Here is a 21053-nt window from a genome sequence, read left to right on the forward strand (position 1 = left end):
ACACCTGACCATGGCCATTCTTGTTCACCTGCCGTCGTTCATGGCGGTCCCCATCACGGCCTTGCTGCGCGAGCAAGCGCCGGACATCACCATCTGGAACGGCCGCGAAGCCGCCGTGCCGGAAGAGGTCGAGGCCATCATCGCCTGGGGCCTGAAGCCGGGCGTGCTGCCCGCCTACCCGAAGCTGCGGCTGGTCTGCGCCGCCACCGCCGGCGTCGACAAGCTGCTGGCCGCGCCGGACCTGCCGCAGGACATGCCGGTCACGCGCATCGTCGATCCCGGCCAGCAGACCGGCATCGCCCACTTCGTGCTGGCCATGGCGCTGCGCCATACCCGCGAACTGGGGGTGTATGCCGAGCAGCGGGGCCGCGGCGAATGGAAACGCCATCGCGGGCGCGCGCTGTCGCGCTGCCGCGTGGGCGTGCTTGGGCTGGGCGAGATCGGCAGCGAGGTGGCGCGCATGTTCGCGGCCATCGGCTTCCCGGTGGCGGGCTGGAGCCGCAGCCCCAAGCACCTGCCCGGCGTGGCGGACTTTACCGGCGACGACGGGCTGGACGCCATGCTGGCGCAGACCGATATCCTGGTCTGCACGCTGCCACTGACGCCGCAGACCAACGGCATGCTCGACCGCAAGACGCTGTCGCGGCTGCCGCAGGGCGCTTACTTCATCAACGTGGGGCGCGGCGAGCATGTGGTCGAAGCCGACCTGCTCGCGCTGATCGACGAAGGCCACCTTGCCGGCGCGGCGCTGGATGTGTTCGCCAAGGAGCCGCCGGCGGCCGACGACCCGATCTGGACCCACCCGCGCATCGAGGCGACGCCGCATATCGCCGCCGATCCGTCGTACGAGCTGGTCGCGCAGCAGTGCATCGAAAACCTGCGCCGCGCGCGCGACGGGCGGCCGCTGCTGAACCAGGTCGACCGGCGGGCCGGCTACTGAACGGAGCGCCCGCGTTGCATTACAGCGGCGCGGGCTGCGGCGCTGCCGGCGCTGCAGGTGCAGCCGCAGCGGCCGGCTTGCTGCCGGCACCGCTGTAGGAGAAGTACTTTGCCTTGGCGTTGCGGGCCCAGTAGGCCACGGTGAAGTGCTTGCCGTCACGGCCGTACAGCAGTTCCAGGCTGCCATTGGCCGCGGCCCATTCCGCATAGCCGTTCTCCGCCGAGGCTTCGGTCTTGCGCAGCGACGCGTAGCGCGCATCGAGCTTGCCCCGCACGTCTTCCAGCGCCGCACGGTCGAAGGTCATCGTGATCAGCGCCACCGTATCCTGCGCGTCGCAGTTCAGCGTCACGCGTGTCAGGCCGGCGAGGTGGAAGCGCTCCAGGCGCTTGAGCTCCACCGTATCGCCGCCGGCCCATTCGGACTTGCCGGTGCGGGCATGGTTTTCCGCCGGGGCGAGCCGTGCGCATTTCGACTTGCCAAGCTCCAGGCCCAGTGGTGCCGCGGTATTGGAGGCGGCAGCGGTGGTGGTGACGGTAGTCGTGGGGGCGGTGGCCGCTGCCTGCGGGGCGGCATGCGCGGCCAATGCTGCAAACGCGGCCATCAGGGCGGCGCAGTGGGGGAAAGCCTTCTTCATCTTCAGGGTGCTGGACGGATTCACGTGGCGGGATCGATAGGTCACCGCGGATTCTACGGCTTTCCCGAGCGCGCCTGTAGGCCGGCGGCCTGCAATTAATAGCGCTGTGCGCCCGCCGGCTCGGGCCGCGACAGGCGATGGCGGTGACGGGTATCGATGTGAGGCCCTGGGCAAGCCGCCAGGGCAATCTTCACGCAGCCGCCTACCGCCGCTGCGCCAGCCAGATCCCCGCCCCGATCGCCGCCAGCCCCACCCCGTGATACCAGCGCGGCCAGTCGCCCAGCAGCAGCGTGGACAGCAGCGCCGCGAACACCGGTGTCAGCGTGATGAAAAACACCGGCAGTTGCGCGCCAGCCCGGGCAATGGCGCGGTCCCAGGCGAAGTAGGCGAGCAGCGAAGGAATCGTCGCCACGTAGAGCAGGATCGCGGCGACCTTGCCGTTCCAGGGCAGGGGCTGGTCCTGGGCCATCAGTTCCCATGCCGTCACCGGCGCGCTCGCCAGTACGCCGGCGACGATCTGGGAAAACAGCAGGACCGGCAGCGGTACGTCGGGCCGTTGCTTGCGCAGCAGCCAGGTATAGGCGCTCCAGGCAATGGTGGCGGCCAGCATGTAGAGGTCGCCGGGCACGAGGTCGAGCTGGGCCAACCGTGCCGGCTCGCCGCGCACCAGCACGAAGGACACGCCGACCAGGCACAGCAGCGCGCCCGCCACTTGCAGTGGCTTGACCCGCTCGCGGAAGCACAGGGCGCCAATCACGATCAGGAACAGCGGAGTGGACGCACCGATCAGCGTCACGTTGATCGGCGTCGACGTGGTCAGTGCCAGGTACTGCAGCGCGTTATAGCTGCCGATGGACAGCACGCCCATGGCCATGATGACGCCGGCGTGCCGGCGCAGCGCCGCGCGATGCTCCAGCACACCGCGCCAGGCGAATGGCGCGAGCAGCAGGCCGGCCAGCACCCAGCGTACGGAATTCAGCGTGATCGGCGGCACCGAGCCCGCTGCAAGGCGGCCGACGATGGCGTTGCCCGCCCAGCTCAGCGGCGGGAAAGTCAGCAGGAACAGGGTGGTCCAGTCGATGCGTCCGGAGCCGGCGCGGCTTGCTTGCATGGCGAAGGCGGTGTTGGCGAATCGCGCATTATCCGCCAACACCGGCATGGTCCGCAGCGGCGGGACCGCAAATCAGGCGTTGGTCTTGCGCCCCACGCTGCGGATCAGCTGCGTGACCCGCGTCATGTACTGGTCGAACGCCTGGTTCGCCTGCGCCTGGCTGTCGGTGGGCTTGGCGACGGTGCGACCTTCCGCCTCCAGCTTGCCCAGGATATCCGGCTTGACCAGCGCTTCGCCGATCGCCTTGCGCAGCACCGTGACGCGGTCCGCCGGCGTGCCGGCCTTGACGAAATAGCCGCCGCCGATGGTGTATTCGAAGTCGGGGATCTGCTTGCTTTGCGAAATCAGCGGGACGTGCTTCAGCGCCGGCGGCAGCGCCCTGGAGAAGCTGGTCAGGATCCGCAGCCGGCCCTGCTGCTGCATCGCGTCGAAGCTCGACTGGTAGGGCAGGATGGCGAAGTCGACTTCGCCGCCCGCCAGGCCCTGCAGCGCCGGCGCGCCGCCCTTGTACGGCACGTGTAGCAGCGGTGCGCCGAGCCTGGCGGCCAGCGCGTCGCCCATCAGGTGATAGATCGAGTCGATGCCGACGGTCGCATAGGTCAGCGGCTTGGCCTTGCTCTGCTTCGCCAGGTCGAGGAACTTGTCCAGGCTGTCGGCGGCCAGGCCGTTCCTGGCCATCAGCACGATATTGGCATCGCTGATCGGCGCGACCAGCATGAAGTCCTGCGGCTTGTAGCGCGCGGCCGGGTTCAGCAGCGGGGCCAGGAACACTTCATTGATCGAACCGTGGAAGAAGGTGTAGCCATCGGCCGGTGCGGCCAGTACCCTGTTGGCGCCGATCAGGCCGGTGCCGCCGCCGTAGTTCTCGACCACGACCTGCTGTTTGACGCTCTTGCCGATCGATTCGCCGAAGATCCGGGCCGAGGTATCGCTGGCCCCGCCGGCCGGATACGGCACCACCAGCGCCAGCGGCCGGGCGGGAAAGCTTTCAGCGGCAAGCGCGGGTAGTGTGCCCAGTGCCGAGCTGCCGGCGGCACAGCCGGCCAGTTGCAGGAAGCGGCGGCGGTTCAGTGAATGCATGAAGACTCCCGAAAATAGCGATGCTCAAACCAGGTAGCCCTGCGCCAGGTGCGCCCAGAATGCGGCGCCCACGGGCAGGGCCTTGTCATTGAAGTCGTACAGGGGGTTGTGAACCATGCAGCCGCCGTCCTCGCCCAGGCCGTTGCCGAGCCTGATATAGGCGCCGGGCCGCTGTTCCAGCATGTAGGCGAAGTCTTCGCTGCCCATGACCGGCGGGCGCTCGACCACGTTGTCAGCGCCCACCAGCCGGATGGCGGCCTCGCGCGCGTATTCAGTCTGCGCGGCATGGTTGACCAGCACCGGGTACTTGCGTTCGTAGACCACATCGGACTGGAGCTGGTAGCTTTGCGCCTGGGTCGTGACGAATTCGCGGATGCGCGTTTCCACCAGCGTGCGTACCTTGGGATCGAGCGTGCGCACGCCGATCTTGATCGTCGCGCTTTCCGGCACGACGTTGTAGGTGCTGCCGGCCTGGATCGAGCCCACCGTGATGACCGCCGACTTCAGCGCATCGATCTCGCGGCTGACAATCGACTGCAGGCCCAGCACGATGCTGGCCGCGCATTGCATCGGGTCGATGCCGTGGTGCGGCATGGCGCCATGCGCGCCGCGGCCGCGCAGCGTGACCGTGGCGCGGTCGAACGATGCCATCGCCGGGCCGGCGATCACGCCGATCTGGCCGACCGGCATTCCCGGCGAGTTATGCAGCGCGTAGACCTCGTCGCACGGGAAGCGCTCGAACAGGCCATCCTCCAGCATGCGCAGCGCGCCGCCTTCGTTTTCCTCGGCCGGCTGGAAGATCAGGTTCAGCGTGCCGTTGAAATCGACCGACTCGGCCAGGTATTTCGCCGCGCACAGCAGGATCGCCGTATGCCCGTCATGGCCGCACGCGTGCATCTTGCCGGCGATGGTGCTGGCGTAGGCCAGGCCGGTCTGCTCCTGGATCGGCAGTGCGTCCATGTCGGCGCGGATGCCGATGGCCTTGCTGCCGTCGCCCTTGCGCAGGGTGCCGACCACCCCGGTCGTGCCCAGGCCCCGATGCACCGTGTAGCCCCACGCCGCCAGTTGTTCAGCGACCAGGTCGCTGGTGCGTCGCTCCTCGAAGGCGAGTTCGGGATGGGCGTGGATCTGGTGGCGGATCCGGACAAACTCGGGCGCGATGGCCTGGACAGCCTGCCGCAGGCTGGCGGTGGGGGACTGGGTCATGGTTGTCGGCGTACGTGGTCTTTGGCCTATTCTCTCCGCCCTTGGCCGCGGCATCCATGACAATGCTGTGGCAGAAACGTTGTATAAATAGCAACAATCCAAAAACGGCCCGGCATGACCGGGCATGACCACGCAAAGGGGAGCAAAGATGGATGACGTGCTGGACCGCAAGCGGGCGATGTGCCTGCTGCAGATCATTGAAACCGGCACGGTGCGCGGCGCGGCCGAGGTCCTCGAGCTGGACCCCTCGGTGGTAAGCCGCGCCGTGGCCAAGCTGGAGCAGGACACCGGCCTGACGCTGCTGGAGCGGCGCGGGCGCGGCGTGGTCGCCACCGACGCGGGGCGCCTGCTGGCGCTGTTCGCGCGGCGCCAGCAGGATCTGAACGATACCTTCCTGGCCGAGGTCAACAACCTGAAGAACGCCCAGCGCGGCCATGTCGAGCTGGTATTCGGCGAGGGCTTCGTGGACCTCGTGCTGGAGCCGGTGCTGCAAGGCTTCCTGAGCAAGCACCCGGACGTCACCTGCAGCATCCAGGTGGCTGGCACCGACGAAACCGTCCGCCATATTCTGGAAGACCTGGCGCATATCGGCTTCGCCTTCCAACCGCCCGACGACGTGCGGCTGCGCTCGCACTATTCGCGGCTGTCGCCGATCCGCGTGCATGTGCGCAAGGACCATCCGCTCGCGCGGCGCCGGCGCGCGCTGACCCTGGCGGACCTGGCCGCGCACCAGGGCGCGGCGCTGGCGGAATCGTTTGGCGTGCGCAAGCACGTGCAGGCGGCCGAGCTGGACGAGCACATCACGCTGAAGCCGATGCTGGTGACCAACTCATTCAAGGTGCTTTGGGAGTTTGCCGCGATGGGGCTCGGCTACATCCTGACGCCGCGCTCGGTGCCGCTGAAGGGCGCGCAGTTCAGGCAACTGGTGTCGCTGCCGCTGGCCAACCCGATTTTGAACAATAGCCGCATCCATATCATCACGCGGGCGGGCAGGCATCTTTCGCCGGTGGCCGGCAGCATGCTGCGGCACGTGATGAAGGCGTTCCCGCAGATCTGAAGGGGCAGGGCAGGCATCGTTGCATCGGATGCAACGGATAGCCTGCCCTCTTGTCATGCACTGATGTGCGACGGCGCATGCCGCGCCCTCACGCGTGCGCACCGTCCAGGTAGGGATCGATCGAGCGCGCCGGATCGGCGGACGGACCGGTGCGATCCAGGCCAGCAAGGGTGCGTGCGCCGTCGCTGTACGGATCGACGATGCGTGCCCCATCGGCAAACGCGCTGCGAGCGTCTTGCACGCCGCGTGCGCCATCGGTGAACGGGCTGCGAGCGTCCTGCACGCTGCGCGCGCCATCGGCAAACGGGCTGCGTGCATCCTGGACGGCGCGTGCGCCTTCGCTGAACGGGTCGCGTGCGCCCGGTGCGGCTTGTGCGCCGGCGGCGGCAGCGGCCAGGGCGATGGCGAAGATGATGCGTTGGGTGAATTGGGTAGCCATGATCGGTTTCCTTTATGTCAGTGGATCTGCCTGGGTTTGCGTATCTGCGCGGCCGGGGCTTTGTCTTTGCCGCCGGCCACGAGAAGCATTAAAGAAGACCGGTGTATCTGCCCTGTAGCGGGTCAAAGGCGATTCTGTCAGGACTCGTATCGATGCTGGCGGCGGATACAAAGCGGTACAAACACGTGCCCGGAATGCCGTTTGCGGGCGGCATTCAGCCGCGTCCACGCCACGCGAGAGTCCGCCGGAAGTGCGCTGCGCGCGGCTTCGAATGGCTGGCAGTCCTGAATTCAGTCGAGAGCGGCGGACCGCCGCGCGCCATCCCGTGATCCGGGGCACAATGGCGTGGCATCAAAACTGAATGTGCCACCTTTCCTGCCACTCAAGGACGCCGATCATGCATCACGTAGCGCTCGCCCTGTACCCTGGTTTCCAGGCGATGAACCTGGCAGTGACAACGGTGCTGGAGTTCACCAACCGGACCCTCGGCACCCCGCTGTACCAGGTCCATCTGCTCTCGGAGCAGGGCGGACCGGTGATGTGCTCCGGAGGCTTCGCCGTCAGCACCGAGCCATTCGGCAGGCGCCGCTTCGATACCGTGCTGGTGGTCGGCGACAACGACATCACGCCCACGCCGCCGGCGCTGGTCAGGTTCCTGCAGCGTGCGGCGCGTACCTCGCGGCGCATCGGCGCCACCTGCACCGGTGCCTTCAACCTGGCGGAGGCCGGGCTGCTGGATGGCCGCCGTGCCACCACGCACTGGTACTACGCGGAACAGCTGCGGCGGAGCTTTCCCAACGTGGGCGTGGAAGAGGACCGGATCTTCATCATCGACGGCCCGGTGTGGACGTCGGCCGGCATGTCGGCCTGCATCGACCTGGCGCTGGCGCTGGTGGAGAAAGACGCCGGCGGCGCGGTCGCGCGCGACGTGGCGAAAAAGCTGGTTGTGTACCACCGCCGTGCCGGCGGGCAATCGCAATTCTCGGCATTGCTCGACCTCGAGCCGCGCTCCGACCGCATCCGTGCCGCACTGGACTTTGCGCGGCAGAACCTGCAAAGCGAACTCTCAGTGGAGCAACTGGCGGAGGCGGCGCACCTGAGCCCGCGGCAGTTCGCGCGCGCTTTCCGGGACGAGACCGGCCAGACGCCGGCGAAGGCGGTCGAGCACCTGCGCGTCGAGGCAGCAAGGCTGATGATGGAGAGCGGGCGCCATGCCATCGATGTGGTGGCGCGGGATACCGGATTCAACGACCGCGAGCGCATGCGGCGAGCCTTCCTGCGGGCCTATGGCCAGCCGCCGCAGGCGATCCGGCGCCTGGCGCGCGGCGTCGAGCCGCAGGCGGCATAGCGCTCGGGCCAGTCAGGCCGGGCGCGTTGACAACTGCGGCCACGGGTGGCTCATGAGCCCGCGCCGCATCCGTCACGCCGGTTGAAACGATTTTGTAATAAGCGCCTCACGCCATTGCACTGGCCCCTGGCGCGCTGGCGGCGCGTCCCCCACGCCGGGGCAGCATACTGCCCGCGCAACGTGAAATAGTGCTTGCGCAGCTACGGCACGCTTGTTGCTGGACAAGGGCAGGTGAGCCATCCGGCCCGTCACCTCGTCCACGTCCCTACGGACATCACCAAGGAGCCGCCATGAATATCGTCTGGCTAGTTGGCGCGGTTGTCATCATCCTCGCGGTGCTCAGCTTCTTCGGCCTGCGCTGATCCAGAGCTGACAATCGCATGGCGCTGCCGCGGTTAGTTTCACCGCGTGCGCAGCGCCAACGTCTTCATTTCTTTTTCTTCCTTTTGTCCAGATGGGCGCGTACCGGGCGCGTTCCCTTACAGCTCCGGCGTCCCCAGCGCCCGGCTGATGCGCAGTGCCGCAAGCGTGCTGATCACGCCAGACAGCAGGTACAGGCTGACCGCCACCAGCCCGAACAGCGACGACAGCCCCAGCGCCACCAGCGGCGCAAACGCCGCGCCGAACAACCAGCCGAAATCCGTGGTCAGAGCGGCCCCCGTGTAGCGGAAGCGGGGTTCGAAGTTGGAAGTCACCACGCCCGCCGCCTGCCCGTACGACAGCCCCAGCAGGCCGAATCCGACCAGGATGAAAATATTCTGGCCAGTGGCGCCGCCACCCAGCAGCCACGGCGTGACCAGGCTGAAAACACCGATCAGCACCGCCATCGTCGCCAGCGTCGTGCGGCGGCCGATGCGGTCCGCCAGCCAGCCCGAGATCAGCGTGCCGATAAACGCGATAAAGCCGCCCGCGATCTGCACCGCCAGCACCGCGGAAATCGTCTGCTCCTGGTGCAGCACCGCCCACGACAGCGGGAACACCGTGACCAGGTGGAACAGGGCATAGCTGGCCAGCGCCGCGAACGCGCCCAGGAAGATGTTGAAGCCCTGGGCATTGACCATCTGCAGCGTGCTGATCGGCTCCAGTTCGTCTTCTTCCAGCAAACGCGTGTATTCGTGCGTGACCACCAGCCGCAGCCGCGCGAACAGCGCCACCACATTGATGGCGAAGGCCACGTAGAACGGATAGCGCCAGCCCCATTCGATAAACTCCTGCGGGGTCAGGCTGGTATGCAGGAACAGGAACAGCGCGCCGGCGATGATAAAGCCGGAGGGCGCGCCAAGCTGGCCCACCATTGCATACCAGCCGCGCTTGTCTTCCGGCGCGTTCAGCGCCAGCAGCGACGGCAGGCCGTCCCATGAACCGCCGAAGGCGATGCCCTGCAGGAAGCGGAACAGTGCCAGCAGGTAGATCGACGCGGCCCCGATCGATGCGTACGACGGCAGGAACGCAATGCCCACCGTGGCGGTGCCAAGCAGGAACAGCGATGCGGTCAGCTTGATGCCGCGCCCCCAGCGCCGCTGGATGCGCATGAACAGGGCCGTGCCGAACGGCCGCCCGATGAACGCGAAGGAAAAGATCGTGAAGCTGTACAGCAGCCCGGCCAGCTCGCTCGCGAACGGAAAGTAGACCGCCGGGAAGACAAGCACGGAAGCAATGCCGTAGACGAAGAAATCGAAGTACTCCGACGCCCGCCCGATCACCACGCCAGTGGCGATTTCGGCAGGTGCCACATCATGGTGGCCGGGGGCCGGAGGTGCAGTCGGCGACGCTCGGTGCTGGTGGGTCAGGCTGGCCATCGTCAGTCTCCTCTCGACAGGAGTGCTTCGATACTGCACTTAAACTCGCACAGTCACAAGAATAGCGCCTAAACTGCCATAGAAAATCGAAAGGTGGATTCATCGGTGCATGCCGATATTCCTCAGACGCCACTTCTGTGACTATGGGCCACTTCGACACTGCAGTCCCGCATTCCCGTGTACCGAGAAGACTACTGCAAGGATGTGGCGCGGTAGTCATCATGGCGTGCTTGTCCGGCTGTGATGCAGTGCTGCTTTCGCCATCCGGCGACATGGCCGTGCGGCAGCGCGACCTGATCATCATCGCCACCTGCCTGATGCTGCTGATCATCGTGCCGGTGATCATCCTCACGCTGGCATTCGCGTGGCGCTACCGTGAAAGCGCGACCGACGCGCCCTACAACCCGGACTGGGACCATTCCACGGTATTGGAACTGGCGATCTGGGCCGCGCCGCTGCTGATCATCATCGCGCTCGGCGCGGTGACCTGGGTCAGCACCCACCAGCTCGATCCCTACCGACCGCTCACGCGCATCGACGCCAACCGGCCCGTGACCGCAGACGTCAAGCCGCTGCCGGTGCAGGTGGTGGCGATGGACTGGAAATGGCTGTTCCTGTATCCGGAGCAGGGCATCGCCACGGTCAACGAGGTCGCGGCACCGGTGGACCGGCCCATTGCCTTCCACATCACCGCCACCTCGGTGATGAATGCATTCTTCGTGCCGTCGCTGGCCGGCATGGTCTACGCCATGCCCGGCATGGAAACCAAGCTGCACGCCGTGATCAACAAGCCCGGCGAATACGAGGGCATGTCGGCCAACTACAGCGGCGAGGGTTTCACCAACATGCGCTTCAAGTTCCACGGGCTGTCGAACGAAGATTTCGACCGCTGGATCCAGCAGGTCAAGTCCTCGGGCCAGGGCTTGTCGACAGATGCCTACCTGCAGCTCGCGCAGCCCAGCGAGCGCGTGCCGGTGCAGCGCTACGCCAGCGTGGCGCCCGGCCTCTATGACCTGATCCTGAACCGCTGCGTGAGCGGCGGCCGGTGCTTGGCCGACACCATGGCACTCGACCGCAGCCGCGGCAAGTTCGACCCGTCACGCGAGATCTGCACCGCGAGCAACACCCAGGCGGTTGCGCCTGCGTTCGCGGACGGCACTGCACGCAACGAGGGCCGGCTGCTGCTGCAGTAAGGCGCGGATCCCCTTTTCTCCCAGCGGTACTGGCCAGCTACCATCGGCCACGGTTGGTTACTTCAGGCCCCAGGTGACAAACATGCCCGAGCGCTCGGAACTCGCCAATTTGATCTTCGGACGGCTGACGTGGGAAGCCATCCCGCTGCATGAGCCCATCCTGATCGGCACCTTTGCTGTGGTGGTGCTGGGCGGGCTGGTGCTGGTCGGCGCGGTGACCAAGTACGGCCTGTGGGGCTATCTCTGGCGCGAGTGGTTCACCAGCATCGACCACAAGAAGATCGGGATCATGTACGTGATCCTGGGCATCATCATGCTGCTGCGGGGGTTTGCCGACGCGGTCATGATGCGCATCCAGCAGGCCATCGCCTTCGGCGACAACGCGGGCTACCTGCCGCCGCACCACTACGACCAGATCTTTACCGCGCACGGCGTGATCATGATCTTCTTCGTGGCCATGCCGCTGGTCACGGGGCTGATGAATTTTGTCATGCCGCTGCAGATCGGCGCGCGCGACGTCGCGTTTCCGTTCCTCAACAACTTCAGCTTCTGGATGACCACGGGCGGCGCCATCCTGGTGATGATGTCGCTGTTCCTCGGCGAGTTCGCGCGCACCGGCTGGCTGGCGTATCCGCCGCTGTCCGGCATCATCCACAGTCCGGATGTCGGCGTCGACTACTACATATGGTCGTTGCAGGTGGCCGGGGTCGGGACATTGCTATCCGGCATCAACCTGCTGGTGACTATCGTCAAGATGCGCGCGCCAGGCATGACGCTGATGCGCATGCCGATCTTCACCTGGACCGCGCTGTGCACCAACGTGCTGATCATCGCCGCTTTCCCGGTGCTGACCGCCGCGCTGGCGCTGCTGTCGCTCGACCGCTACGTCGGCACCAACTTCTTCACCGCCGACCAGGGCGGCAGCGCGATGCTGTACGTCAACCTGATCTGGATCTGGGGCCACCCCGAGGTCTACATCCTGGTGCTGCCGGTGTTCGGCATCTTCTCCGAAGTGGTCGCCACGTTCTGCCGCAAGCGCCTGTTCGGCTATGCGTCGATGGTCTACGCCACGGTGGTGATCACGGTGCTGTCCTACCTGGTGTGGCTGCACCACTTCTTTACCATGGGGTCGGGCGCGAGCGTCAATTCGTTCTTCGGGATCACGACGATGATCATCTCGATCCCGACCGGCGCCAAGATCTTCAACTGGCTGTTCACGATGTACCACGGCAAGATCCGCTTCGAGGCGCCGATGCTGTGGACCATCGGCTTCATGGTCACCTTTGTCATTGGCGGCATGACCGGGGTCTTGCTGGCGGTGCCGCCGGCGGACTTCTCGCTGCACAACAGCCTGTTCCTGATCGCCCACTTTCACAACGTGATCATCGGCGGCGTGGTGTTCGGGCTGATGGCCGGCATCCACTACTGGTTCCCCAAGGCATTCGGCTATCGCCTGGTCTCGTCCTGGGGCAAGGCCTCGTTCTGGTTCTGGCTGACCGGCTTCTACTTTGCCTTCATGCCGCTGTACTGGCTGGGGCTGCTTGGCGTGACGCGCCGGATGAACCGTTTCGACGATCCGTCGCTGCAGATCTGGTTCCAGGTCGCCGCCTTCGGCGCCGCGCTGGTTGCCATCGGCATCGCCTGCTTCATCATCCAGCTGGTGGTCAGCTTCCTGCGCCGCGAGGAGCTGCGCGACCTGACCGGCGACCCGTGGAACGGCCGCACGCTGGAGTGGTCCACCTCGTCGCCGCCGCCGCAATACAACTTTGCCTTCACGCCGGTGGTGCACGATACCGATGCCTGGTGGCACATGAAGCAGAACGGCTACCAGCGGCCGCTGCAGGGCTTCAATCCCATCCACATGCCGAAGAACACCGCGGCCGGCATCGTGCTGGCGGGGCTGTCCACGCTGTGCGGCTTCGCGCTGATCTGGCACATCTGGTGGCTGGTGGTGGCGTCGTTCGCGGCGATCATCATCGGCGCGATCATCCATACCTTCAACTACAAGCGCGACTACTACATTCCGGCCGAGCAGGTGGTCGGGACCGAATCGGCGCGCACACAACTGATGGCTGGCCATGGCTGAGACCACCTATCCCCAGTACGTGAGCGGCACCTCCGCGGCGGATGACATGCCGCCGGGGGGCTTCACCTTCCACCTGACCGAAGAGCACCACCCGCAGAACGGCACGCTGCTCGGGTTCTGGCTCTACCTGATGAGCGACTGCCTGGTCTTTGCGTGCCTGTTCGCGGGGTATGGCGTGCTGGGCCGCGAATACGCGGGCGGGCCGACCGGGGCCGAGCTGTTCGAGCTGCCGCTGGTGGCGCTGAACACCACCTTCCTGCTGTTGTCGTCGATCACCTATGGCTTTGCCATGCTGCAGGTGCAGCAGAACCGGATCGCCGGCACGCAGATCTGGCTGGCGATCACCGGCGTCTTCGGCGCGGCCTTCCTGGCGGTCGAGCTGTATGAGTTCGCGCACCTGATCCACCAGGGCGCCGGCCCGCAGCGCAGTGCGTTCCTGACCTCGTTCTTCGCGCTGGTCGGCACGCACGGGCTGCACGTGACCTTCGGCATCATCTGGCTGGTCGTGCTGATGACGCAGGTGGCGCGGCACGGGCTGATCACCGCCAACAAGCGCAGGCTGATGTGCCTGTCGATGTTCTGGCACTTCCTGGACGTCGTGTGGATCGGCGTCTTTACCTTCGTCTACCTGATGGGGGCCCTGCCATGAGCGCGCATGACGAGACGCTGGACGGCCACGGGCATGGCCACGAGCACGAGGAAGACGTGGGGCCGCACGCCACGCTGGGCGGCTACCTGACCGGCTTCGTGCTGTCGGTTTTCCTGACCGCGATACCGTTCTGGCTGGTGATGGGCGGGGTGTTCGAAAAATCCCGCACCACGGCCATCGTCATCCTGTTGATCGGTGCGGTGCAGATCGTGGTCCACATGATCTACTTCCTGCACATGAACGCCAAATCGGAAGGCGGATGGAACATGCTGTCGCTGATGTTCACGCTGACGCTGGTGGTGATCACGCTGACCGGGTCACTGTGGGTGATGTTCCACCTGAACAGCAACATGATGCCCAAGATGCATCACGAGCGCACCGTGGAGCCCGGTGCGACCATCGTGCCGCCCAAGACCCCGTAGCCCCGTAGTCCCGCTTGCAAACTAATGGGCCGCTGCCTTCTGTGCGCGGCCTTGCGTACGCGGCTTCGCCGCGTGGGCTCCCGCTGCCCCGACCAGCAGCCAGCAGCACAGCTGCACCGAACGCTCCATCAGCCGGCGGCGCCCGGCGCTGTCGGCTTCGATGTAGTCGACGCACTGGTGGAACAGGTGGGGCACGACATAGGCGCAGAATTCATCGACGAGCGGTCGCGAGAGCTGCGGACAGAGTTCGAGCCGCTCGATGTCGTCGGCCATCTCGGCGGCGATGTCGTGCAGCACCGCGCGGATTGCCGCACGTAGCGCCGGCTGCGGACCGGTGATGCCGCAGACGCCAACCACGAACGCATCGGGGTGACGCCGGGCATACAGGAACAGCGCCTCGCACGCGCGGCTGGCCACCTCGTTGGGGTTGTCGCGCGCCGCGGCCCAGCGCACCGAGCGCAGCATCGGGCGCAACTCGGCGCTGGCCTCGGCCACTGCAGTCAGCGCCAGGTCTTCCATGTCGTGGAAATGCCGGTAGAAGGTATTGGGGTTGAGGTCGGCTTCGCGCGCGATTTCGCGCAGCTTCAGGGCCGCGAAGCTGCGCTTGGCGGCGGCCAGCTTCAGCGCGGCGTCGATCAGGCGGCGTTTGCCGTCGGCAATGGCTTCCATGCGGATTAGTAGTGATGCTCGGTTTTTGGTCGACACGCTGCGTTGACACGGTGTCTACGCTTGTCTACCCTTCGCCGGGTGTAGACAGTTGTCTACATTAGACGAAGCGGCGGCAGATGGCAATCGCCCCGCCGGCCCCCGGACCTCACTACAAATAGCGCAGATCGCCCCCGAGTCATGCCGCAGCCTACCGTGTCACCGGGCACCGAAGCCCTTGCCCAGCCAGCGCATCCCGCCGCCCCGACCGCGCCCGAGCCGATCCCGCGCGATCCCGGCTGGCCCCTGGTCGGCAACCTGCTGCAGATCAAGCCGGGCACGGTGGGGCAGCACCTGCTGGCGCGCAGCCGCCACCATGACGGCATCTTCGAACTGGACTTCGCCGGACGGTGCGTGCCGTTCGTGACGTCGGTCGCGCTGGCGGCCGAGGTGTGCGATGCGGCGCGTTTCCGCAAATACATCGGCCCGCCGCTGTCCTACCTGCGCGGCATGGCCGGCGACGGCCTGTTCACCGCGCACACCGACGAGGCCAACTGGGGCAAGGCGCACCGCATCCTGATGCCGGCGTTCAGCCAGCGCGCGATGAAGGGGTATTTCGAGGTGATGCTGCGCGTGGCCAACCGGCTGGTCGACAAATGGGACCGGCAGGGTCCCGACGCTGATATCGCCGTGGCCGACGACATGACGCGGCTGACGCTCGACACCATCGCGCTGTCCGGCTTCGGCTATGACTTCGACTCGTTCGCCAGTGCGCAGCTGCACCCGTTTATCGAGGCCATGGTCGGCGCGCTGGGAGAGGCGATGTCCAGGCTCACGCGCCTTGGCCTGCAGGACCGCTTCATGCACGCGGTGCACCGCAAGTTCGACGAAGACACGCGCTTCATGCGCGAACTGGTCGACGACGTGATCAGGCGCCGCCGCGCCGCCGACGAAGGCGGGCGGCAGGGCACCGCCATGGACCTGCTCGGGCTGATGCTCGAAGCACGCGATCCCGACACCGACCAGCGCCTGGACGACGAGAACATCCGCAACCAGGTCATCACCTTCCTGATCGCCGGCCATGAGACCACCAGCGGGCTGCTGACTTTCGCGCTGTACGAGCTGCTGCGCAATCCCGGCGTGATGGCGCAGGCGTATGCCGAGGTGGATGCGGTATTGCCCGGCGACGCTGCGCCGGTGTATGCCGACCTGGCGCGGTTGCCGGTGCTCGACCGCGTGCTCAAGGAAACGCTGCGCCTGTGGCCCACCGCGCCCGCCTTCGCCGTCGCGCCGTACGCGGACACGCTGCTCGGCGGCCGCTACCTGATCCGCAAGGACCGCCGCGTGTCCGTCGTGCTGACCGCGCTGCACCGCGACCCCAGGGTCTGGGCCGATCCCGAACGCTTCGACATCGACCGCTTCCTGCCCGATAACGAAGCCAGGCTGCCGCGCCACGCCTACATGCCGTTCGGCAATGGCGAGCGCGCCTGCATCGGCCGCCAGTTCGCGCTGACCGAGGCCAAGCTGGCGCTGGCGCTGATGCTGCGCAATTTCCAGTTCACCGATGCGCACGACTACCAGTTCCGCATCAAGGAAACGCTGACGATCAAGCCTGACGGCTTCACCGTGCGCGCGCGACGGCGCCGGCCGCACGAGCGCATCGTCGGGATGCCGGTCGCCGGGGCAGAGCAGGCGCCGCCGGCTGGCGCGGAAGTGCGGGGCGCGGGACGGGCGCTTGCGGTGCTGTGCGGATCCAGCCTGGGCACCGCGCGCGAACTGGCCGAGCAGGTCCACGCCGGCGCGCTTGCAGCGGGCTTCGACGCCACCTTGCGCGACCTCGACGAGATTGCCGATGCGTTGCCGGCCAGCGGCCTGGCCGTCATCGTTGCCGCCACCTACAACGGCCGTGCGCCGGACTCGGCGCGCCGCTTCGAGGACCTGCTCAACAGCGGCGCAGCCAGCGACTACCGCGCACCGGACCTGCGCGTTGCGGTGCTGGGCTGCGGCAATTCGCAATGGCCTACGTACCAGGCCTTCCCGCGCCGGGTATTCGAATTCTTCGCCAGCGCCGGCGCCACGCCACTGCTGCCGCGTGGCGAGGCCGATGGCAACGGCGACTTCGATCAGGCCGCGGAACGCTGGCTGGCGTTGCTGTGGCAGGCGCTGCAGGGCGGCGACGCCGCCAGCGCCTTGCCGCAAGTGCCAGCAGTGCAGGTACAGCTGCGCGGCGTGGCTGAGATCCGCGCGACGACGCTGCCGCCCAATGCGCAGGGCTTCACTGTGCTATCGAACACCGAACTGGTGAACGATCCCGACGGCCTGTGGGACTTCGCGCGCGAGGCGCCGCGGACATCCACGCGCGACATCCGGCTGCGCTTGCCGGAAGGCGTGCGCTACCACACCGGCGACCACCTGGCCGTCTATCCGCAGAACCAGCCTGAAACTGTCACGGCGATTTGCGAGCGGATCGATGTCGACCCGGACGCCATCGTCACCTTGTCCGCCGCGCCAGGGGCGGCGCGCGGGCTGCCGGTTGGCGAGGCGCTCTCCGCGCGGCAGCTGCTGACGCATTTCGTGGAGCTGCAGGACGTGGTGTCGCGCCAGACGCTGCGCAGCCTCGCCCAGGCAACGCCTTGCCCGTTCACGCGGCAGTCGCTGCAGCAGCTTGCCTCGGACGATGAAGCGGCTGGCTATGCCGCACAGGTGGTGCAGCGCAGGCTGGGCCTGGGCGACATCCTCGACCGGTTCCCTGCGATCGGACTGGACTTGGCCGGCCTGCTCGCCTGCACGGTGCCGATGCGGCCACGGTTCTACTCCATCGCGTCGTCGCCGCTGGTCTCGCCGGATGTGGCCACCATCACCGTCGGCACGGTCTGCGCGCCGGCGCTGTCTGGCCGTGGCCTGTTCCGTGGCGTCGCGTCCACCTGGTTGCAGGGCCTGGCGCCGGGCGCGGTGGTAGCGGGCGCGATCCGCACGCCCCATCCGCCGTTCGCACCCGAAGCGCCGGACGTACCGATGATCCTGGTCGGGCCCGGGACGGGCATCGCGCCGTTCCGTGGCTTCCTGGAGGAACGCGCGGCGCAGCAGGCCGCGGGGGAGGCGGTGAGGCCGGTGCAGCTGTACTACGGCTGCCGGCACCCTGCGCACGACTGGCTGTACCGTGACGACGTCGCGCGCTGGCAAGAGCAGGGCGTGGCCGAAGTCCATGCGGCGTATTCGGTCGTCGATGGCGCACCGTGCTTCGTGCAGGATTTGCTCTGGCAGCGGCAGGCGGACGTCTGGGCGCAGCTGAACGCAGGCGCTGTGTTCTATGTTTGCGGCGACGGCCGGCACATGGCGCCGGCGGTCAGGCAAACGCTGATCCGGATCGCCGCGGAGCAGGGCGGGATGACGGAAGCGGCGGCTTCGGACTGGCTCGCGGCGCTGGTTGCGGCGGGGCGTTATCGGCAGGACGTGTTCAACTGACCAGCGTACGTACCCGCCCCCGGGCGAAAGCCGTCAGATCACAGGGACATGCAACTGGCCATCGGTGCCAAGCACACGGCCATCCGGCGTCGCCGGCAGATGGGTGAGCTCGAACGCCAGGATCTGCGGCGGCGTGCGATAGATGCCGCCGTGAATCGAAGACATGGCGCTGGTGTCGAGGGTGCGGTAACCGGCAAGGTCGCGGATGATCAGGGTACTCATGGCAGTTCTCCCAAGGATTGGCGAGCGGGGCGCTCTGACCGGGAATCGCAATCATCGTGCCTGTCGGGGGTTGGCGCAGCTTTCAACATGCCAGCGGCTCGGGGGTGATGCTGACGGCGCGCGCATCCCATGCGGTGTTGGGTGGCGCCGTACACTGGTGCGATCAGGGATGGGCGGAGTACCAACACCGGCGTGTTCGCTCCCCGTCTCCGGCACGGCCAGCAAGCGGGCGCCCTGGCCGGCACTGAGTCCCTGGATGGAAGGGTTAGAATCCTCGCGCAGGCCTACAGACCTCAGGAGAACTCATGTTTGACCACGTCAAGTTCGGCGTCAGCGACTATGCAGCGAGCAAGGCGTTCTTCCTCAAGGCACTAGAACCGCTCGGTGTTGCTGTGGTCTCGGAGGGGGTGCCAACGTATGGTGTCGAGCTTAGCTCGAAGCGCAAGGCCTCATTGTGCCTGTTCCAGACCGAGGAGAAGCCCGCGCATCTTCACCTGGCATTCACGGCCGAGAATCGCCAGCAGGTCGATGCTTTCTATCGCGCGGCGCTGGAGGCGGGCGGCAAGGACAATGGAGCGCCTGGTCTGCGCCCGCACTACCACGCGAACTACTATGCAGCGTTTGTCATTGGCCCGGACGGGCACAACATCGAAGTGGTTTGCCAGGAGCCCGGAGCGCTGACGTAGCTTATCCCGCAGAGCCCGCGGGATGAGCAGGACTGCGATGGGTGAGAAGCCCGCTTCCGCTCTGTCGAAACTTCTGCCCGATCACCCGCGCATCCGCAACAGGTCGCCGTAGGAGACCAGCTTGCGTTTCTCATTGGAAAGCGTCTTTCGCTTGTTCGTCGGGCGGGCTGGCTGGCCGCGCTCGAACTTGGCGGCGGCACGCGCGTCCTCGCGCGCGAACGCCTGCGCGGTCCTGGTTTCCGCCTTCAGGCGTTCGGCTTCCAGCCGCGCGGCTGCGCGCTCTTCGCGGGCAATATCCTGCACGGCCGACATGATTTCGGCTCTCAGCAGTTCGCGCCTCTTCCTTGCGGCGGCGCGGGCAGCCTGCAATTGCTCTTTCCTCTGGCGCAGCCAGTCCCTCCGGTTGACCGGCGCGGGCCTGGCCTCTGGCGGCACGCTCAGGCGCAAGGCCCTGCTGGTTGAAACCTTCTCGGCCAGCGTGCGTTGCGTTTCCCGCTTCGCATCACTCACGCTGCATCACTCTCCCGGCACCAAACAAATGCGCCCCATACATCACCAGTCGAAGTCCGTGAAATCATGCTGCCAACCTTACCATAGGACTCCATCCCGGGCCTGATGGCTGCCAGAAGCCAGTCCGTGCCGGGACAGTCACAGGCTGCATAAATGCAGTACAGGACCAGTTCACGACACGGCCTATCCCGATCTATTGGGCTGTCTGGCGCAACGGCCGGAATGCCGACCTGACCTCCGCACTGAACAACTCCGGCTCTTCCCAGGCCGCAAAGTGACCGCCCCTGGCGACCTGGTTGTAATAGACCAGGTTGGGATACGCCCGCGCCAGCCAGGCCTTCGGTGGCCGGTAGACCTCGCCGGGAAAGACTGTCACTGCCGCCGGAACGGTAACGGGGCCGGTCCTTGCCGGTGTGTTGCTCGTTTCCCAGTAGATCCGGGCGCTGGATTCGCCGGTGTTCGTCAGCCAGTAGAGCGAGATATTGTCGAGGATCGCGTCACGGCCCAGCGCCCGTTCGGGATCGCCGCGCGTGTAGACCCAGTCGGCCAGCTTGTCATAGATCCAGGCCGCCAGCCCCACCGGCGAATCGGCCAGGCCAATGCCGATGGTCTGCGGACGCGTCTGCATCAGGGCGGCGTAGCCGAATCCCTTGTTCAGGAAATCCCTGGCCTCGTCGAACACCTGCTTTTCCCCGGCGCTCAGGTTAGAGGGTGCGGGCTCGCCGGTCTTCAGCGCCATGGCGAGCGCGGGCGGCAGCGTCGTGCCGCGTTCGATTCGGTTGACGTGGATGCCGAGCAGCCCTTCGGGCGCGGCGCGGCCAAGTGCGTCGGAGATGATCGCGCCCCAGTCGCCGCCTTGCGACAAGTAACGCGCATAGCCAAGCCGCTTCATCAGCACGTCCCACGCGCGGGCGATGCGGTCCGCATTCCAGCCGGTGTCATTGGGCTTCTGTGAAAAGCCGAAGCCCGGCAGCGATGGGATCACGAGATGGAACGCATCGGCCGCGCTGCCGCCGTAAGCGGTCGGATCCGTCAACGGGCGGATGCTGTCGAGCAGTTCGAACACGGAGCCGGGCCAGCCGTGCGTCATGACCAGAGGCAGCGCGTTCTCATGGCGCGAGCGAACATGGATGAAGTGGATGTCCACACCGTCTATGTTCGTCACGAACTGGGGCCAGGCATTCAGCCTTGCCTCGGCCTTGCGCCAGTCATGCCCCGTGGCCCAGTAGCGCACGAGCGGCCGCAGCTTGTCGACTTGCACGCCCTGGGACCGGTCCGCGACGGTTTCCGGATCGGACCACCGCGTCGCCATCAGGCGGCGGCGCAGATCGTCCAGCGCCGGCTGCGGAATGCGTGCGCGGAACGGGCGGATCGCATCCGACGCCACGGCGCGCGCTGGCGCGGGCTGCGCGGCGAAAGCCAGGCGTGACGAAAACAGCGAGAGCGCCGCACTTGCCACGCCGCCCAGCAATAGGGACCGGCGCGACAGGTCGGTGGCGTTATTCGACGATTTGGCGTTCATGGAATGCTCTTTCATTGCGCGTTCGTCGGGCGGGACGGC

At 66.6% G+C, this 21053-nt stretch carries 19 protein-coding genes; 9 read left to right on the forward strand and 10 right to left on the reverse strand.

The window, feature by feature from the left end; genetic code table 11:
* Positions 1 to 10 precede the first annotated feature (10 nt).
* A complete protein-coding gene (locus IPF36_RS27365) occupies positions 11 to 940 on the forward strand; it encodes a glyoxylate/hydroxypyruvate reductase A (RefSeq protein WP_135703718.1) in 930 nt (309 codons plus the stop codon).
* Positions 941 to 959: 19 nt separating this feature from the next.
* On the opposite strand, the gene IPF36_RS27370 is transcribed toward IPF36_RS27365, so the two are convergent.
* The 4 genes from IPF36_RS27370 to IPF36_RS27385 all read right to left on the reverse strand — a co-directional run bounded on the left by IPF36_RS27370 (position 960) and on the right by IPF36_RS27385 (position 4971).
* Entirely contained in the window at positions 960 to 1574 is a 615-nt protein-coding gene (locus IPF36_RS27370) for a hypothetical protein (RefSeq protein ID WP_195431637.1), read from the reverse strand.
* A 202-nt stretch (positions 1575 to 1776) separates the two neighbouring features.
* Complete coding sequence (locus IPF36_RS27375; RefSeq protein ID WP_195431476.1) at positions 1777 to 2685, reverse strand: DMT family transporter; 909 nt, start codon at positions 2683 to 2685, stop codon at positions 1777 to 1779.
* Between the two features lie 72 nt (positions 2686 to 2757).
* A complete protein-coding gene (locus IPF36_RS27380; protein ID WP_135703721.1) occupies positions 2758 to 3765 on the reverse strand; it encodes a tripartite tricarboxylate transporter substrate binding protein in 1008 nt (335 codons plus the stop codon).
* A 24-nt stretch (positions 3766 to 3789) separates the two neighbouring features.
* Positions 3790 to 4971 carry a M20 aminoacylase family protein gene (locus IPF36_RS27385; protein WP_135703722.1) on the reverse strand — a complete coding sequence of 394 codons (1182 nt, stop codon included), beginning with the start codon at positions 4969 to 4971 and terminating at the stop codon, positions 3790 to 3792.
* 148 nt (positions 4972 to 5119) lie between these two features.
* On the opposite strand from IPF36_RS27385, the gene IPF36_RS27390 reads away from it, so the two are divergent.
* Entirely contained in the window at positions 5120 to 6028 is a 909-nt protein-coding gene (locus IPF36_RS27390; protein ID WP_133095403.1) for a LysR family transcriptional regulator, read from the forward strand.
* Positions 6029 to 6116: 88 nt separating this feature from the next.
* Here IPF36_RS27390 and IPF36_RS27395 read toward each other — a convergent pair whose 3' ends face one another.
* Entirely contained in the window at positions 6117 to 6467 is a 351-nt protein-coding gene (locus IPF36_RS27395) for a hydroxyquinol 1,2-dioxygenase (protein ID WP_135703723.1), read from the reverse strand.
* Between the two features lie 397 nt (positions 6468 to 6864).
* Here IPF36_RS27395 and IPF36_RS27400 point away from each other — a divergent pair, with 397 nt between their 5' ends.
* Positions 6865 to 7815: a GlxA family transcriptional regulator gene (locus IPF36_RS27400; protein ID WP_135703724.1), complete on the forward strand. Its 951-nt coding sequence runs from the start codon at positions 6865 to 6867 to the stop codon at positions 7813 to 7815.
* 479 nt (positions 7816 to 8294) lie between these two features.
* On the opposite strand, the gene IPF36_RS27405 is transcribed toward IPF36_RS27400, so the two are convergent.
* On the reverse strand, positions 8295 to 9614 hold the full coding sequence (locus IPF36_RS27405; RefSeq protein WP_133095319.1) for an MFS transporter: 1320 nt from the start codon (positions 9612 to 9614) through the stop codon (positions 8295 to 8297).
* A gap of 221 nt (positions 9615 to 9835) precedes the next feature.
* Here IPF36_RS27405 and cyoA point away from each other — a divergent pair, with 221 nt between their 5' ends.
* The 4 genes from cyoA to cyoD all read left to right on the forward strand — a co-directional run bounded on the left by cyoA (position 9836) and on the right by cyoD (position 13964).
* On the forward strand, positions 9836 to 10807 hold the full coding sequence (cyoA, locus tag IPF36_RS27410; protein WP_240745766.1) for a ubiquinol oxidase subunit II: 972 nt from the start codon (positions 9836 to 9838) through the stop codon (positions 10805 to 10807).
* Positions 10808 to 10889: 82 nt separating this feature from the next.
* Positions 10890 to 12893 (forward strand): cytochrome o ubiquinol oxidase subunit I, encoded by a 2004-nt coding sequence (cyoB, locus tag IPF36_RS27415; protein WP_135703725.1) that lies wholly within the window; start codon positions 10890 to 10892, stop codon positions 12891 to 12893.
* The gene (cyoC, locus tag IPF36_RS27420; RefSeq protein WP_133095317.1) at positions 12886 to 13542 is read left to right on the forward strand and encodes a cytochrome o ubiquinol oxidase subunit III; all 657 of its coding nucleotides are present in this window, start codon (positions 12886 to 12888) and stop codon (positions 13540 to 13542) included. The genes cyoB and cyoC overlap by 8 nt, the downstream gene beginning before the upstream one ends.
* Complete coding sequence (cyoD, locus tag IPF36_RS27425) at positions 13539 to 13964, forward strand: cytochrome o ubiquinol oxidase subunit IV (protein ID WP_133095316.1); 426 nt, start codon at positions 13539 to 13541, stop codon at positions 13962 to 13964. Before cyoC ends, cyoD begins: the two co-directional genes overlap by 4 nt.
* Positions 13965 to 13985: 21 nt before the next feature.
* Here the strand turns inward: cyoD and IPF36_RS27430 are convergent, their stop codons facing one another.
* Entirely contained in the window at positions 13986 to 14633 is a 648-nt protein-coding gene (locus tag IPF36_RS27430; RefSeq protein WP_133095315.1) for a TetR family transcriptional regulator, read from the reverse strand.
* Between the two features lie 177 nt (positions 14634 to 14810).
* On the opposite strand from IPF36_RS27430, the gene IPF36_RS27435 reads away from it, so the two are divergent.
* A complete protein-coding gene (locus tag IPF36_RS27435) occupies positions 14811 to 18074 on the forward strand; it encodes a bifunctional cytochrome P450/NADPH--P450 reductase (RefSeq protein ID WP_195431480.1) in 3264 nt (1087 codons plus the stop codon).
* A 33-nt stretch (positions 18075 to 18107) separates the two neighbouring features.
* Here IPF36_RS27435 and IPF36_RS27440 read toward each other — a convergent pair whose 3' ends face one another.
* Complete coding sequence (locus IPF36_RS27440; protein ID WP_133095313.1) at positions 18108 to 18296, reverse strand: hypothetical protein; 189 nt, start codon at positions 18294 to 18296, stop codon at positions 18108 to 18110.
* Between the two features lie 305 nt (positions 18297 to 18601).
* Between IPF36_RS27440 and IPF36_RS27445 the strand changes: the two genes are divergently transcribed.
* A complete protein-coding gene (locus IPF36_RS27445; protein WP_133095312.1) occupies positions 18602 to 18982 on the forward strand; it encodes a VOC family protein in 381 nt (126 codons plus the stop codon).
* A gap of 81 nt (positions 18983 to 19063) precedes the next feature.
* On the opposite strand, the gene IPF36_RS27450 is transcribed toward IPF36_RS27445, so the two are convergent.
* Together IPF36_RS27450 and IPF36_RS27455 are read right to left on the reverse strand one after the other, a co-directional pair.
* Positions 19064 to 19492, reverse strand: a complete 429-nt coding sequence (locus IPF36_RS27450; protein WP_133095311.1) for a hypothetical protein — start codon at positions 19490 to 19492, stop codon at positions 19064 to 19066.
* 193 nt (positions 19493 to 19685) lie between these two features.
* Positions 19686 to 21014 (reverse strand): epoxide hydrolase family protein, encoded by a 1329-nt coding sequence (locus IPF36_RS27455; RefSeq protein ID WP_195431482.1) that lies wholly within the window; start codon positions 21012 to 21014, stop codon positions 19686 to 19688.
* Positions 21015 to 21053: the final 39 nt, after the last annotated feature.

Origin of the sequence: Cupriavidus sp. IK-TO18, from assembly GCF_015549295.1 — a bacterium.
Taxonomy (GTDB): Bacteria; Pseudomonadota; Gammaproteobacteria; order Burkholderiales; family Burkholderiaceae; genus Cupriavidus; species Cupriavidus oxalaticus_A.